Genomic DNA, 15,015 nt, shown 5'->3' on the forward strand with positions numbered 1-15,015 from the left:
TGTCGGCGTACCCGGACCACTACGCCCAGTGGGAGAAGCAGGCCGCTGACCTGGTCGCCGAGCACTGGAACAGCTGACCTCAGACGTTGTGGGCCGGCACCCCGAACCCGGGGTGCCGGCCCACACGTGTCTCCACCCGAGGTCAGCGTCGGGTTCGGCGGTGTCGGTGCACGTCGAGCAGGGCGGCGAGCAGGGCGAGGGAGATGACGCCGATGGCGAGCAGAAGCGAGTCCCGGAACGCCACCGACCAGTCTCCGTGGCTGTCGGTCAGGGAGGAGAAGAACACCGCGCCGACCGCGGCGATACCGGCCGCTGCGCCGATCCGCTGCCCGGTCTGGAGCATCCCGGCGGCGCTGCCGGCTTCCCGTACCGGCACCTCGGCGAGGGTCAGCGTCTGGTTCGGTGTGATCACCAGTCCGCTGCCGATCCCCGCGACCAGCAACGGCAGCGCCGTCACCAGGGGCGCCGGGACGTCCGGCAGGAACCGCAGGGCGAGCACCACCGCACCCAGCCCGAGGACGACGGTGAGCAGGCCGACCGTGACCAGCGGGCGTCCGTACCGGTTGACGACCCGGCCGCCGAACGCGGACGCCGCGGCCGACCCCAACGCGAACGGCGTGATCGCCAGACCGGCCAGCAACGCCGAGTAGCCGAGCCCGTTCTGCAGGAAGAGCGTGAAGATGAAGAACAACGCCGTGAAACCGCCGAAGTAGACAAGCGCGATCACCGACCCGAGGGTGTACGAGCGCAGCCGGAACAACTCCAGGTCGAACAGGGGTTCACCGCGTCGGGCGTACCAGCGTTCCCAGAACCCGAACGCGCCCAGGGTGGCGAGCCCGGCGACCACCAGCAGCCACCGGCTCAGGCCCTGCCACTGTTCCCGCTGCACCAGCGGCAGCAGCACCAGCACCACCCCGACGCCGAGCAGCAGAACGCCCACCGGGTCGAGCCGGCGTGCTCCGGTGCCCTCCCGGCGGACGGGTGCCGGCAGCAGCCGCCAGCCCAGCACCACCGCGGCGATCCCCACCGGCACGTTCACGAAGAACACCCACCGCCAGCCGTGCTCCTCACCGCCGACGGCGATGAGCAGTCCGCCCAGCAGCGGGCCGATCGCGGTGGAGATGCCGATCGTCGCGCCGAGCAGGCCGAACGGCCGGCCCCGCTCGGGACCGTGGAACAACTCCTGGATCAGCCCGGTCACCTGCGGGTTGACCAGACCGGCGGCGGCGCCCTGCAACAATCGGGCGGCGATCAGCCAGGTCGGCGAGGGGGCGAGCCCGGCCAGCGCGCTGGTCAGCGTGAACAGCGCGATGCCGACGACGAACGCGTTGCGTCGGCCCCGGGCGTCCCCGAGCCGTCCCGCCGGCACCAGGACCAGCCCGAACGTCAGCGCGTACCCGGAGAGGACCCACTGGAGGTCGCTGGGGCTCGCGCCGAGCGTCCGGTCGATCGACGGGACGGCGACGTTGACGATGCTCACGTCGAGCAGGGTCATGAACGCCGCGACCAACCCGACCGCGAGCGCCTGCCACCGGCGGCGTTCCTCACCGCGCTGCGGCGTGGTCGGCCGGTTCACACCGGACCCCGACGAGGGATGATCACGCACCCTCGACCGCTACCCGGCACGGTCCCGCGCAAACAGCGCTCGGACGGGTCACGCCATCTGCCGCGCGCACCAGCGGGGCCCGAAGTCGAGCCCGGCCATCGGCGAGTCCTCCCGGTGCAGCAGGTTCTTCTCCGACAGCATCCGCAACGGTACGACGATCTCCTCCTCGGTCAGCCCGGACTCCTCGGCGATGACCGCCGGGTACGGCACCTGTCCCCGCGCCTCCAGGGCGTAGACCGCCTGGTAGACCCGTTCCTCCTGCTCCGAGAGCGGGACCTGCTGCATGACGTCCTCCTTCGACCGCCGCCCCCGCACGGGGCGGTGTGCCCAGCGCCGGTTACCCGCCTCGCCGGCGACGATGCCCACCCGTCCGGGCGGTTCCTGCGCCGGCTCCGGGCCGGCCGTGCCCTAGGCTCCCTGGCGTGACCGTCTGGGACTGTGCTGTCATCGGAGCCGGCCCGGCCGGACTTTCCGCCGCGTACGCCGCCGCCCGCGCCGGCCTGCGGACCCTCGTCGTCGAGCGGGCTGCCCATCCGCGCTACAAGACCTGCGGTGGTGGCCTGATCGGCACCTCGCTCGCCACGGTCACCGACCGGATCGACGTGCCCGCCGACGACCGGGTCGACCGGGTCACCTTCACCCGCGACGGTCGGCGCGAGTTCACCCGCCGGCACACCGCGCCGCTGGTCACGATGGTCCGTCGGGAGGAGTTCGACCTGCGGCTGCGCCGGGCCGCGACCGACGCCGGCGCCGAGGTACGGGAACGCGCGCCGGTGCGCGCCGTGGAGCAGGACCCGGACGTGGTCCGTCTGCGGCTGGCCGACGGCGACACGGTCACCGTCCGGTACGCGGTCGGTGCGGACGGGTCCTCCGGCGTCACCGCCCGACACGTCGGCGTCGGGTACCGGCAGGTCGACCTGGGGTTGGAACTGGAGCTGCCGGTGTCGCCCGTGGAGCAGGAACGCTGGCGAGGCCGGGTCCTGCTCGACTGGGGGCCGATCCCCGGCTCGTACGCCTGGGTGTTCCCGAAGGGCGACCGCCTCACCGTCGGTGTCATCGCCGCGCGGGGCGAGGGGGAGCGGACCCGCGCCTACCTGCGGTCGTTCGTCGAGCGGCTCGGCCTGACCGGGGTGGAACCGGCCCACGACTCGGGCCACCTGACCCGCTGCCGCGCCGACGACGCCCCGCTGCGGCGGGGCCGGGTGCTGGTCGCCGGGGACGCCGCCGGTCTGCTGGAACCATGGAGCCGCGAGGGCATCAGCTACGCGCTGCGCTCCGGCGCGCTGGCCGGCGCGGCGGTGGCCGCCGGGGACCTCGACGGGTACGTCCGCGCGGTGCACGCCGACCTGGTGCCGTCGATGCGCGCCGGCCACCGGCTGCTGGACGTCTTCGCCCGCCGCCCGGAGGTGTTCCACGCGCTGCTGGCCACCCCGCCGGGCTGGGGGATGTTCGTCCGCTTCTGCCAGGGGCGGGCCAGCTTCGACGAGACCCTGTCCCGGGCACCGGTGCGGGCCGCGCTGGCCCTGCTGGACCGCCTCCCCGCCGCCCGGACCCCGATCCGAGCGGGCTGACCACCGCGCGGCGAGGGTAGGATCCGAGCCGACGGCCGATCGGCGAGCAGGCGCGGTGAGCAGCAGTGACGATGACCCTCACGTACTGTCCGGACACGACCGCCGCAGACTGGCTCGTCCGGTCCGGCACACCGGCCACCCAGTTGATGACCTTCGGCCCGGCGAGCTTCGAGGCGTTCGGCAGGCTCCGTTTCATCCCTGATCCCGTCGTGCCCGGTCAGGCCGAGACGGACGCCGATATTCCCGCCGGGCATCCGTTGGACCTCACCCAGGCACGTCGGGCGCTGCGCCTGCTCGCGCGGTTCACCTCCACCCCGCAGGACTGCTACTTCTGCGTGTGGGAGGGGTATTCGGACATCCCGCTGCCACCGGACGTGCGGCACGGCCCACTCGTCGAGATCCCACACCGCCGGTACGCGCTGCTCCGCGGCGCGCTGCACGACATCGACGCCTGGGAAGCCGACCTCGGTGGCGGTCAGCCGATCGCTCCGCCGGCCTTCGTCTGGCCGGCCGACCGCCGCTGGTGTTTCGCCAGCGACGTCGACCCGCACTGGGCCGGGATCGGTGCCGAACAGGCCGCGATCGACGCGCTCATCGGCGACCCGCGGCTCGACGTCGTCCCGGCCCGCCCGGCAGAAGAACAACCTGTGTACCGCTGAGGAGTGGAGTCCGACTCGCGATCCAGCCGGTGTTTGTAGCAGGGCTGTCGCGTCCTGGAGAAGGACGGCTATTTCTCGGACGCGAGTGGTGATCAGTGACGTGTCGATGCGGGTTCCGCAGGCGACGAGCTGAGTCCTGTCGATCAGGTCCGGCAAGGCGAGGTAGATCCAGAGGCGGTTACCGATCAGCCTCGGTTCAGGCTTCCTCCGCCGTCTCCTGAAGATGAAGGCGTTTGGCGGAGATCCACGCCTCCACGTCGTCCTTCAACCAGACGTTGCCCATCTTCAGCGTGGCAACAGGAGCGGGGAAATCTCTACGGGAGACCAGGATGTAGGTCCGCTGCCGCGAGATGCCCAGGCGTTCCTAAATCTCTGCCGCCCCCATCAACTGCAAGTCCGCGCGGAACCGGCCGCGAATCGCGCGCCGGGAGGTGGCACACGCCCGCTGTTTCCGGACGTCGGCGCCGGGTAGGGGCAGAGCAGGACCCGCCCGGTGAGCGCGAGGAGACACGGCAGTGAGCGAGAACCAGTACACCCAGCAGGACCCGACCCAGCAGTACGCGCAGGGCCAGCCCGAGCAGCAGCAGTCCCCGCCGGGCACGACGCGGCAGATGCGACCGAAGCCCGACCACGGGGAGGAGTCGTACCGGGGGAGTGGCCGGCTGGAGGGCAAGCGGGCCCTGATCACCGGTGGTGACTCGGGTATCGGGCGGGCGGTGGCCATCGCCTTCGCCCGGGAGGGCGCCGACGTGCTCATCTCCTACCTCGGCGAGGAGGAGGACGCGGACGCCCGGGACACGGTCCGGCTGGTCGAGGAGGCCGGACGGCGCGGTGTCGCCGTCCGGGGCGACATCACCGACGAGGCGGCCTGCCAGTCGCTGGTCGACAAGGCGCTGTCCGACCTCGGTGGCCTCGACATCCTGGTCAACAACGCCGCCTACCAGATGGCGCAGGACAAGGGCATCGCCGGCATCAGCAGCGAGCAGTTCGACCGGGTGCTCAAGACGAACCTGTACGCGATGTTCTGGCTCTGCAAGGCCGCCGTGCCGCACCTGCCGGAGGGCGGGGCGATCATCAACACGTCGTCGATCCAGGCGTACCAGCCGTCGCCGCAGTTGCTGGACTACGCGACGACCAAGGCGGGGATCGCGAACTTCACCAAGGCGCTCGCCGAGGACCTCGCCGACCAGGGGATTCGGGTGAACGCGGTGGCCCCCGGCCCGATCTGGACCCCGCTGATCCCGGCCACCATGCCGGAGAAGAAGGTCGAGTCCTTCGGCGAGGACACCCCGATGGGTCGGGCCGGGCAGCCGGCGGAGCTGGCCCCGGCGTTCGTCTTCTTCGCCTCGCAGGAGTCGAGCTTCATCACCGGCGAGGTGCTCGGTGTCACCGGTGGCAAGCCCATCAGCTGACGGTACGTCGCCGGGTGGCCGGGCGGGTTCAGCGCGGCCACCCGGCGAGGCGTTCCCGTAGTCGGCGGACCTGTTCGGCGTCCAGCCCGTACCGGGCGAACCGTCGCTCGGGCAGCCGGTCCAGGTACCGGCCGGCGGCGGCCACGTCCTCCGGGTCCAGCGCCGGGTCGAGTTGCCGGGCCAACTCCAGCAGTTCCGTCACCGGGTAGTGGTCCAGCGCGGCGGCGACGTCGATGTAGTCGCGTACCTCCCGGCGGTTGACCAGCGCCGCCGTCTTGCTGGCCACCAGGTCACGGACGTCCATCACCGGCCCCAGGTCCATGACCACGGGGCTGCGGTACCGGTCGAGGCGGGCCAGGGTCAGCCGGAGCTGCCGCCCGTCCCGGGTGACCACGAAGTCCTTCAGGTCCTGGTCGAACCCGGCGAACAGGTCGGCCAACTCGCTGTCCGGGTCGGCGTCGGCCACCCCGAAGCCGGCCCGCTCCAGCGCGGTACGCACCTCCACCGCCGCCGCGGCCGCCGCGCCTTCGACGTCGGCGAAGAGGTCGACGTCCTCGGTGGGGCGGGTCACCAGGCCGTGTGCCGCCCAGGCGACGCCGCCGCCGAGCACGAACCGGTGCGGACCGGCCGCGGAGAGGGCCACCCGGGCGACCTCGCGGTAGAACTCGTTGAGGTGGGTGGTGCTCACGCGGTACGCAGACAGCGGTGCCGGCTCTCCCACGCCTGCCGGACGCCCCGGGGGAGGTTGAGCCGGCGCCAGACCCGCCGCAGCGTCCGGCCGTCGATGAGCTGCCGCAGGTCCTCGCAGCGGGTGGTCTCGCGCAGGACGTTCTCGTACATCCAGAGCAGGTCGTCCGGGTCGCCGAGGTCGAAGGTGCGCTCGGTGTTCCACATCAACCGGAGCGGCAGCTCGACCAGGCCGTGACTCGGGCCGGTCAGCTCGGCGAGGGTGCGCGCGACCACGGCCGGACGCCCCGGGCGGGCCAGGAACGCCACGCCGGCCGAGGTGGGGGAGAGGCCCTGCATGCAGTCAGGGTAACCCCCGTTCCGGGCGAGACGTGCCAACCGCTGGCGGATCGGGCCGGTTACCTATCTTCCTAGGATGCCCTAGCGGTAGTGCGGTCGCCCACCCGAGGCAGACCAACGCGCACCGGCTCGCACCCGCCACCGCGGTGGCCTAGGGTCAGCAGAGAGACGCGGCGAGGGGAGGTGGCGGTCGGTGGGACTGCGGACCTTCCTCGCGGGCTGGCCGGTGTACCGGCAGCTCACCGGCACCGACCCACTCGGTCGGGGCGCTGCCGCGCAGTCCGCCCGTTCGCGGGCGCTCACGCCCCGCACCGAGACGGCCGACCGGGTGGCCCGGTCGGTGTGTCCGTACTGCGCGGTGGGGTGCGGTCAGCGGGTGTTCGTCACCGACGGGCAGGTGACCCAGATCGAGGGGGACCCGGACAGCCCGATCTCGCGGGGGCGGTTGTGCCCGAAGGGGTCGGCCAGCAAGTCCCTGGTGACCAGTCCGCTGCGGCAGACCAAGGTGCGGTACCGGCGTCCGTACGCCACCGAGTGGGAGGACCTGGAGCTCGACACCGCGTTGGACATGATCGCCGACCGGATCCTCGCCGCGCGCGAGGAGACCTGGGAGGACGCGGACGCCGAGGGGCGTCCGCTGAACCGGACGCTGGGCATCTCCAGCCTGGGCGGGGCGACGCTGGACAACGAGGAGAACTACCTCATCAAGAAGTTGTTCACCGCGATGGGGGCGCTCCAGATCGAGAACCAGGCGCGTATTTGACACTCCGCCACCGTCCCCGGTCTGGGGGCCAGCTTCGGTCGCGGTGGCGCGACGGACTTCCAGCAGGACGTCGCCAACGCTGACGTCATCGTCATCCAGGGCTCGAACATGGCCGAGGCCCACCCGGTGGGGTTCCAGTGGGTGATGGAGGCGAAGCGGCGCGGCGCCAGGGTGTTCCACGTCGATCCCCGGTTCACCCGGACGAGTGCGCTCGCGGACACGTACCTGCCGATTCGGGCGGGGACGGACATCGCGCTGCTCGGTGGGGTGGTCCGGTACATCCTGGAGAACGAGCTGGACTTCCGGGAGTACGTGTTGGCGTACACCAACGCGGCGACGATCGTGAGCGAGGACTTCGTCGACGCGGAGGACGGTGACGGGTTCTTCTCCGGGTTCGATGCGGAGACCGGCGCGTACGTGCAGGACAGTTGGCAGTACGCGGGGCACGAGCGTGACTCGGGCGCCGGGCACACCGCGCGGGAGCGGGACACCGCGGCGGGGTTGCAGCACGAGTCGCACGGCGCGCCGGTGCACGGTCAGGTGCGGCGGGACGAGACGTTGCGGCATCCGCGCTGCGTGTACCAGATCCTGAAGCGGCACTTCGCGCGGTACACCCCGGAGATGGTGGAGCGGGTCTGCGGGATTCCGCAGGAGAAGTTCCTGGAGCTGGCGCGGGCGTGGACGGAGAACTCGGGTCGGGAGCGGACCGGGTGTCTGATCTATTCGGTGGGGTGGACGCAGCACAGCGTGGGGGTGCAGTACATCCGGACCGGGGCGATCATCCAGTTGTTGTTGGGGAACGTGGGTCGTCCGGGTGGTGGGGTGCTGGCGTTGCGGGGGCACGCGAGCATCCAGGGGTCGACGGACATTCCGACGTTGTTCAATCTGTTGCCGGGTTATCTGCCGATGCCGCGGCATGACGCGCATGTGACGTTCGACGACTGGGTGGGGAGTATCGCGCATCCGGGGCAGAAGGGGTTCTGGGGCAACGCGCGGGCGTACGCGGCGAGTTTGTTGAAGGCGTACTGGGGGGACGCGGCGACGCCGGAGAACGACTTCTGTTACGGGTACCTGCCGCGTCTGACTGGTGATCATGGGACGTACCAGCAGGTGTTGAACATGATCGACGGGAAGGTGAGGGGTTACTTCCTGTTGGGTCAGAATCCGGCGGTGGGTTCGGCGCACGGTCGGGCGCAGCGGTTGGGGATGGCGAACCTGGACTGGTTGGTGGTCCGGGATCTTTTCCTGATCGAGAGTGCGACGTTCTGGCGGAATTCTCCGGAGGTGGAGACCGGGGAGATCGTGCCGGAGGAGTGCCGGACGGAGGTGTTCTTCCTGCCGGCGGCGTCGCATGTGGAGAAGGAGGGCACGTTCACCCAGACGCAGCGGTTGTTGCAGTGGCGGGAGAAGGCGGTGGACCCGCCGGGTGACTGTCGGTCGGAGTTGTGGTTCTTCTACCACCTGGGGCGGAAGCTGCGGGAGAAGCTGGCCGGTTCGACGTTGCGCCGGGATCGGGCGTTGTTGGATCTGACCTGGGACTATCCGACGCACGGGCCGGACGCGGAGCCGAGTGCGGAGGCGGTGCTGCGGGAGATCAACGGGTTCGAGGTGTCCTCGGGTCGGTTGTTGTCGTCGTTCGCGGAGGCGGCTGACGACGGGTCGACGGCGATCGGGTGCTGGATCTACAGCGGGGTGTTCGCGGACGGGGTGAACCAGGCGGCGCGGCGTCGGTCGCGGCTTGAGCAGGACTGGGTGGCGGCGGAGTGGGGTTGGGCGTGGCCGGCGAATCGGCGGACGTTGTACAACCGGGCTTCGGCGGATCCGGAGGGTCGGCCGTGGAGTGAGCGGAAGCGGTACGTGTGGTGGGATGCGGGGGCGGGGGAGTGGACGGGGTACGACGTGCCGGATTTCGAGCGGACGAAGCCGCCGTCGTACCGGCCGCCGGCGGGGGCGAGTGGGCCGGCGGGGATCGCGGGTGACGACGCGTTCGTGATGCAGGGGGACGGTAAGGGCTGGTTGTTCGCGCCGAGTGGAGTGGTGGACGGGCCGTTGCCGACGCATTTCGAGCCGGCGGAGTCGCCGGTGCGTAACGCGTTGTACGGGCCGCAGGCGAATCCGGCGCGGAAGGTGTACGGGCACTGGGTGAATTCGGTGAATCCGTCGCCGCCGCTGGGGCAGGCCGAGGTGTTTCCGTACGTGTTCACGGTGAGCCGGTTGACGGAGCATCACACGGCGGGTGGGATGAGCCGGACGGTGGGGCCGTTGGCGGAGTTGCAGCCGGAGATGTTCGTGGAGGTGTCGCCGGCGTTGGCGGCCGAGCGGGGGTTGGCGCATCTGGGGTGGGCGCACCTGGTGTCGGGGCGGGCGGTGGTCGAGGCGCGGGTGTTGGTGACGGACCGGTTGACGCCGTTGCGGGTGGAGGGCCGGGTGGTGCATCAGGTGTGGTTGCCGTACCACTTCGGGTCGGAGGGTCTGGTGACGGGTGATTCGGCGAACGATCTGTTCGGGATCACGTTGGATCCGAATGTGTTGATCCAGGAGAGCAAGGTCGGTACGTGTGACGTGCGGGCGGGGCGGCGGCCGAGGGGTGCGGCGTTGCGGGGCCTGGTGGCGGAGTACCGGCGGCGGGCGGGGTTGCCGGTGGAGGCGGCGGGCGCGGACGGGGAGTCGTGATGGTGGACGGGAACAGCCTGTTCGGGCCGGTGGATCCGGCGCCGGATGCGGGTTGGACGGATGCCCCGCCGCGGATGGGTTTCTTCACCGACACGAGCGTGTGTATCGGGTGCAAGGCGTGTGAGGTGGCCTGCAAGGAGTGGAACGGGGTGCCGGGGTCGGGTCTGGACCTGTTGGGCATGTCGTACGACAACACGGGGGCGTTGACGGCGAATTCGTGGCGGCATGTGGCGTTCGTGGAGCAGCCGGGGCGGGGGGCGTCGTCGGTGGGGCACGGGTCGGGGGGCGGGCCGCAGTTCCTGGGGATGCCGGGTTCGCAGCCGCCGGGGCGGGCCGGTGGTGGGGTTCGGTCGGATTTCCGTTGGTTGATGATGTCGGACGTGTGTAAGCACTGCACGCATGCGGCGTGTCTGGACGTGTGTCCGACGGGGTCGTTGTTCCGGACGGAGTTCGGGACGGTGGTGGTGCAGGAGGACATTTGCAACGGGTGTGGGTACTGCGTTCCGGCGTGTCCGTACGGGGTGATCGACCAGCGTCAGGGTGATGGTCGGGCGTGGAAGTGCACGTTGTGTTACGACCGGATCGGTGCGGGGTCGACGCCGGCGTGTGCGCAGGCGTGTCCGACGGAGTCGATCCAGTACGGGCCGTTGGAGGAGTTGCGGGAGCGGGCGGCGGCGCGGGTGGACGTGTTGCACGGGCGGGGGGTGCCCGAGGCGCGGTTGTACGGTCACGATCCGGATGACGGGGTGGGTGGGGACGGTGCGTTCTTCCTGTTGCTGGATGAGCCGGAGGTGTACGGGTTGCCACCGGATCCGGTGGTGACGACGCGGGATCTGCCCCGGATGTGGCGGCGGGCGGGGGTGGCGGCGTTGGCGATGGCGGCGGCGGTGGTGGCGGCGTTCGCGGGTGGTCGGTCGTGAGCGGGGGCGAACAGCCGGTCGGGGCCCTGTTCCGGCGGTTTCGGGAACGGCTGGCCGCTGCGCAGCAGGCCGACGGGGGGCGGTCGACGGTTGACCAGGACGTCGTCGGGAGGCGGTTGCCGGCTGCGGAGGTGGTTGACCGGAGGCCGAGGACGGGGCGTCGGGGGCGGCGGGGTGGTGAGGAGCTGGCGGTACCGCCGGTGGAGTTCACCTCGTACTACGGCCGGCCGATCGTCAAGGCGCCGGTGTGGCGGTGGGACATTCCGGCGTATCTGTTCACCGGGGGCTTGGCGGCGGGTTCGTCGTTGCTGGCGGTGGGGGGCCAGGTGACGGGTCGGCCGGTGTTGCGGCGGGCGGGCCGGCTGGCCGCGTTGGGCGCGGTGGGGGCGAGCACCGTGTTCCTGGTCCACGACCTGGGACGGCCGGCGCGGTTCCATCACATGCTGCGGGTGGCGAAGGTGACCTCGCCGATGTCGGTGGGGACGTGGATCCTGACGGTGTTCGGGCCGGCGGCGGGGGTGGCGGCGGTCGCGGAGGCTGCGCCCTGGCTGCCGGATCGGGGTGTGCCGGGGTTGGCGCGTCGGGTGTTGCCGCCGGTGGGGCGCGGTGCCGGGTGGGTGGCGGCGGTGACGGCGCCGGCGTTGGCGACGTACACGGGGGTGTTGTTGGCGGATACGGCGGTGCCGTCGTGGCACGAGGCGTGGCCGGAGTTGCCGGTGGTGTTCGCGGGGAGCGCGTTGGCCAGTGGCGCGGGCGTCGGGTTGCTGGCCGCGCCGGTGCGGCAGGCGGGACCGGCCCGGCGGCTGGCGGTGGCGGGGGCGGCGGTGGAGTTGGCCGCCGTGCACCGGGTGGAGACGCGCCTGGGGTTGCTGGGGGAGCCGTACCGGGTGGGGTTGGCGGGCCGGTTGTTGCGGGCGAGCCGGGTGTTGACGGCGGCCGGGGCGGTGGGCGCGCTGGTGGGTCGGCGGAGTCGGGTGGTGTCGGCGGTGTCGGGGGCGGCGTTGCTGGCGGGGTCGGTGGCGACGCGGTTCGGGATTTTCCATGGTGGGGTGGCGTCGGCGCGGGATCCGAAGTACACGGTGGTGCCGCAGCGGGAGCGGTTGGCTCGGCGGGCGGGGGGCCGGTAGGCGACCTTGGCCGCGTGGGCGGCGGGGTGTTGTGGTTTAGTGCCGGGTGGAGGCGTTCAGGTGGCTGGTGCCCCTCCCGGTCTTCAAAACCGGTGTGGCCCGGGATCCGGGTCAGGCGGGTTCGATTCCCGTCCGTCTCCGCCAGCTTTCACGGGGCGGGTGGTGGGTGTGGGGGCGGTTGATCCGCGGCGTCGGGTGCCGCGTACGGATGTGGTGCTGGCGGATCCTCGGGTGGCTGCGGCGGTCGACGTGTGGGGCCGGGAGCGGGTCAAGGCGGCGGTGGTCGGGGCGCAGCGGCGGGCGCGGGCCGGGGAGATCGGCCCGGAGGAGGTGCCGGCGGCGGCGGTGGCGTCGTTGCCGGCGGGGTTGCCGCAGCGGGTGGTGAACGCGACCGGGGTGGTGTTGCACACGAACCTGGGCCGGGCGGCGTTGGGTGCTGCGGCGGTCGGGGCGGTGGTGGCTGCGGCGGGGCACACGGACGTGGAGTTGGATCTGCGGTCGGGGCGGCGGGCGCGGCGGGGCCGGGACGCGTTGGAGGCGTTGGCGGCGGCGGTGCCGGCGGCCGGTGGGGTGCATGTGGTGAACAACGGTGCGGCGGCGCTGGTCCTGGCGGCGACGGCGTTGGCGGCGGGCCGGGAGATCGTGGTCAGTCGGGGTGAGCTGGTGGAGATCGGTGACGGGTTCCGGTTGCCGGATCTGCTGGTGAGTACGGGGGCGCGGCTGCGGGAGGTGGGCACCACCAACCGGACGTCGGTGGCGGACTACGCGGCGGCGGTGGGCCCGGAGACGGGTTTCGTGTTGAAGGTGCATCCGTCGAATTTCGTGGTGTCGGGGTTCACGGCGTCGGTGCCGGTGTCGGAGTTGGTGCCGTTGGGGGCGCCGGTGGTGGTGGACATCGGGTCGGGGTTGCTGGCGCCGGATCCGGTGTTGCCGGCGGAGCCGGACGCGGCGGGCGCGCTGCGGGCGGGGGCGGCGTTGGTGACGGCGAGTGGGGACAAGCTGCTCGGTGGTCCGCAGGCGGGGTTGTTGCTGGGTTCGGCCGAGGTGGTGGAGCGGCTGCGGCGGCATCCGTTGGCGCGGGCGTTGCGGGTGGACAAGTTGACGTTGGCGGCGTTGGCGGCGACGCTGCGGGATCCGGTGACGCCGACGTGGCAGGCGTTGCGGGCGGATCCGGCGGGGTTGCGGGCGCGGGCGGGCCGGTTGCGGGATCGGCTGGTGGCCGAGGGGTGCCCGGCCGAGGTGGCGGAGTGCGTGTCGGTGGTCGGCGGGGGAGGGGCGCCGGGGGTGGAGTTGCCGTCGTGGGCGGTGGCGCTGCCGGAGCGGTTCGCGGAGCCGTTGCGGTTGGGTGATCCGCCGGTGCTGGGTCGGGTGGTGCGGGGCCGGTTGCTGTTGGACCTGCGGTGTGTGCCGGAGTCGGCGGACGAGGCGTTGTGGGCTGCGGTGGCGCGGGTGGCCGGCTGACATGTGGGTGGTGGCGACCGCCGGGCACGTCGATCACGGCAAGTCGACGCTGGTGCGGGTGTTGACGGGGATGGAACCGGACCGGTGGGCCGAGGAGCGGCGCCGGGGCATGACCATCGACCTGGGGTTCGCGTGGACGTCGTTGCCGTCGGGGGCGACGGTGGCGTTCGTGGACGTGCCGGGGCACGAGCGGTTCGTGCCGAACATGCTGGCGGGGGTGGGGCCGGTGCCGGCGGCGCTGCTGGTGGTGGCGGCGGACGAGGGGTGGATGCCGCAGTCGGCGGAGCACCTGGCCGTGTTGGACGCCCTCGGGGTGTCGTTCGGGCTGGTGGCGGTGACCCGGGCGGATCTGGCGGATCCGGGGCCGGCGGCGGCGCGGGCCCGGGCGGAGGTGGCCGGTACGTCGTTGGGGGCGGTGGAGGTGGTGCCGGTCAGCGCGGTGACCGGGGCGGGCCTGCCGGAGTTGCGGGCGGCGTTGGACCGGTTGGGGGCGCGGTTGCCGGCGCCGGTGGTCGACGGGCCGGTGCGGTTGTGGGTGGATCGGTGTTTCACGGTGCGGGGTGCCGGCACGGTGGTGACGGGCACGTTGCGGGCGGGGCGGCTGCGGGTCGGTGACGAGGTGGCGGTGGCCGCCGACGGCACCCGGGTGCGGGTGCGGGGTCTGCACAGTCTGGGGACGGCCCGGGATGAGGTGTCGGCGGTGTCGCGGGTGGCGGTGAACCTGCGGGGGGTGGTGCGGGAACGGGTGGCCCGGGGCGACGTTCTGGTGACGCCGGAGGCGTTCGGCTGTACCGGGCTGGTGGACGTGCGGGTCTCCGGTGCGTCGGTGGCGGACCTGCCGGCGTCGGTGATGCTGCACGTCGGGTCGGCGGCGGTGCCGGTGCGGGTGCGGCCGTTGGGGCCGGACACGGCGCGGTTGCGGTTGGCGCGGCCGTTGCCGCTGCTGGTGGGGGACCGGGCGGTGCTGCGGGATCCGGGTCGGCGGCTGGTGGCCGGTGGGGTGACGTTGCTGGACGTGGCGCCGCCGCCGTTGGCGCGTCGGGGTGCGGCGGCGGTGCGGGCGGCGGTGTTGGCGGGTCTGGACGGTCGGGCCGACCCGGTGGGGGAGGTGCGGCGTCGGGGGCTGGTGCGGGGGTCGGATCTGGCGCGGATGGGGGTGCCGGTGACGGTCGCGCCGGTGGTGGGTGACTGGCTGGTCGACGACGAGCACTGGGCCGGGTTGGGTGTGCGGCTGGTGGCGGAGGTGTCCCGGTACGCGGTGGAGCATCCGTTGGAGTCGGGGGTGCCGGTGGAGGTGCTGCGGCAGCGGTTGGGGTTGCCGGAGCGGTCGTTGGTGGAGGCGTTGGTGCGGGTGCCGTTGCGGGTGTACGCGGGCCGGGTCGTGGCGGGGTCGGTGTCGGTGTTGCCGGAGCCGGTGGCGCGGGCGGTGGACCGGCTGGGGGTGGAGTTGCGGTCGCGGCCGTTCCGGGCGCCGGAGGCGGACCGACTCGTGGAGTTGGGGTTGGGGGCGCGGGAGGTCGGCGCGGCGGTGCGGGCGGGGGCGCTGCTGCGGTTGGCGGGCACGGTGGTGTTGCTGCCGGGGGCGGTGGAGCAGGCGGCGCGGGTGCTGGCCGGGTTGCCGCAGCCGTTCACGTTGAGCGCGGCCCGGCAGGCGTTGGACACGACCCGTCGGGTGGCGGTGCCGTTGCTGGAGTTGCTGGACAGTCGGGGGGTGACCCGCCGGTTGCCGGGGGATGTGCGGACGGTGGTGTCGCGTTGACCTGGGTGGATTCCCGGGGTGGGGTGGTCGGGCCGGTG

At 72.4% G+C, this 15,015-nt stretch carries 11 protein-coding genes, 1 tRNA gene and 1 pseudogene; 9 read left to right on the forward strand and 4 right to left on the reverse strand.

The features are described 5' to 3' along the window. Positions 1–142: 142 nt before the first annotated feature. Together QSK20_RS18805 and QSK20_RS18810 are read right to left on the reverse strand one after the other, a co-directional pair. On the reverse strand, positions 143–1,606 hold the full coding sequence (locus tag QSK20_RS18805; protein WP_502888934.1) for an MFS transporter: 1,464 nt from the start codon (positions 1,604–1,606) through the stop codon (positions 143–145). 48 nt (positions 1,607–1,654) lie between these two features. Beyond that, on the reverse strand, positions 1,655–1,891 hold the full coding sequence (locus tag QSK20_RS18810) for a hypothetical protein (protein WP_285789902.1): 237 nt from the start codon (positions 1,889–1,891) through the stop codon (positions 1,655–1,657). Positions 1,892–2,028: 137 nt separating this feature from the next. On the opposite strand from QSK20_RS18810, the gene QSK20_RS18815 reads away from it, so the two are divergent. From QSK20_RS18815 to QSK20_RS18830, 3 genes are all read left to right on the forward strand, one after another. Continuing rightward, on the forward strand, positions 2,029–3,177 hold the full coding sequence (locus QSK20_RS18815; RefSeq protein ID WP_285789903.1) for a geranylgeranyl reductase family protein: 1,149 nt from the start codon (positions 2,029–2,031) through the stop codon (positions 3,175–3,177). A 71-nt stretch (positions 3,178–3,248) separates the two neighbouring features. Further along, the gene (locus QSK20_RS18820) at positions 3,249–3,836 is read left to right on the forward strand and encodes a hypothetical protein (protein WP_285789904.1); all 588 of its coding nucleotides are present in this window, start codon (positions 3,249–3,251) and stop codon (positions 3,834–3,836) included. Positions 3,837–4,351: 515 nt separating this feature from the next. After that, on the forward strand, positions 4,352–5,248 hold the full coding sequence (locus tag QSK20_RS18830; protein WP_285789905.1) for an SDR family oxidoreductase: 897 nt from the start codon (positions 4,352–4,354) through the stop codon (positions 5,246–5,248). Positions 5,249–5,276: 28 nt separating this feature from the next. Here the strand turns inward: QSK20_RS18830 and QSK20_RS18835 are convergent, their stop codons facing one another. Together QSK20_RS18835 and QSK20_RS18840 are read right to left on the reverse strand one after the other, a co-directional pair. Beyond that, complete coding sequence (locus tag QSK20_RS18835; protein ID WP_285789906.1) at positions 5,277–5,936, reverse strand: nucleotidyl transferase AbiEii/AbiGii toxin family protein; 660 nt, start codon at positions 5,934–5,936, stop codon at positions 5,277–5,279. Further along, positions 5,933–6,274 carry a hypothetical protein gene (locus tag QSK20_RS18840; protein ID WP_285789907.1) on the reverse strand — a complete coding sequence of 114 codons (342 nt, stop codon included), beginning with the start codon at positions 6,272–6,274 and terminating at the stop codon, positions 5,933–5,935. Before QSK20_RS18840 ends, QSK20_RS18835 begins: the two co-directional genes overlap by 4 nt. Before the next feature lie 193 nt (positions 6,275–6,467). On the opposite strand from QSK20_RS18840, the pseudogene fdh reads away from it, so the two are divergent. The 6 genes and pseudogenes from fdh to selB form a co-directional block, all read left to right on the forward strand. After that, positions 6,468–9,698: pseudogene (gene fdh / locus QSK20_RS18845) on the forward strand (formate dehydrogenase); the annotation flags it as partial. Positions 9,699–9,709: 11 nt separating this feature from the next. Beyond that, positions 9,710–10,630 carry a 4Fe-4S dicluster domain-containing protein gene (locus tag QSK20_RS18850; RefSeq protein ID WP_285789909.1) on the forward strand — a complete coding sequence of 307 codons (921 nt, stop codon included), beginning with the start codon at positions 9,710–9,712 and terminating at the stop codon, positions 10,628–10,630. Positions 10,631–10,761: 131 nt separating this feature from the next. Further along, positions 10,762–11,757 carry an NrfD/PsrC family molybdoenzyme membrane anchor subunit gene (gene nrfD / locus QSK20_RS18855; protein ID WP_285789910.1) on the forward strand — a complete coding sequence of 332 codons (996 nt, stop codon included), beginning with the start codon at positions 10,762–10,764 and terminating at the stop codon, positions 11,755–11,757. A 48-nt stretch (positions 11,758–11,805) separates the two neighbouring features. After that, positions 11,806–11,901: transfer RNA gene (locus tag QSK20_RS18860), tRNA-Sec, on the forward strand. Between the two features lie 24 nt (positions 11,902–11,925). Continuing rightward, positions 11,926–13,218 (forward strand): L-seryl-tRNA(Sec) selenium transferase, encoded by a 1,293-nt coding sequence (gene selA / locus QSK20_RS18865; protein WP_285789911.1) that lies wholly within the window; start codon positions 11,926–11,928, stop codon positions 13,216–13,218. Between the two features lies 1 nt (position 13,219). Continuing rightward, positions 13,220–14,977, forward strand: a complete 1,758-nt coding sequence (gene selB / locus QSK20_RS18870) for a selenocysteine-specific translation elongation factor (protein WP_285789912.1) — start codon at positions 13,220–13,222, stop codon at positions 14,975–14,977. The last annotated feature ends 38 nt before the right edge of the window (positions 14,978–15,015 follow it).

Source organism: Micromonospora sp. NBRC 101691, from assembly GCF_030269285.1.
In the GTDB taxonomy this organism is placed as follows: Bacteria; Actinomycetota; Actinomycetes; order Mycobacteriales; family Micromonosporaceae; genus Micromonospora; species Micromonospora echinospora.